General features: G+C 71.3%; 1 protein-coding gene. It reads left to right on the top strand.

Translation table 11 applies throughout. From position 1 onward, the window contains the following. The coding region (locus F0Q45_RS27250) for a transposase (protein ID WP_149656729.1) at positions 1 to 258 on the top strand (258 nt) is incomplete at both ends.

The following is a 258-nucleotide window of genomic DNA, read 5'->3' as shown; positions in this document are numbered from 1 at the left end:
TCGGCCAGCAAGTGCGCCCCATCGCCTCGGCCCTGCTTTCTCTTCCCGGCTGCGGGGCGTTGACCGCGGCCAAACTGGTCGGCGAATCCGCCGGGGTGACCCGGTTCAAAAGCGAGGCCGCCTTCGCCCGTCACGCCGGAGTCGCGCCAGTCCCGGTGTGGTCAGGCAACACCGCCGGGCGGGTGCGCATGACCCGCTCAGGCAACCGCCAACTCAACGCCGCCCTGCACCGCATCGCCGTCACCCAGATCCGCCTCG

The organism is Mycobacterium simiae (genome assembly GCF_008370645.1).
GTDB classification, from domain to species: domain Bacteria; phylum Actinomycetota; class Actinomycetes; order Mycobacteriales; family Mycobacteriaceae; genus Mycobacterium; species Mycobacterium simiae_A.
This window is presented reverse-complemented; position numbering and strand designations above follow the sequence as displayed.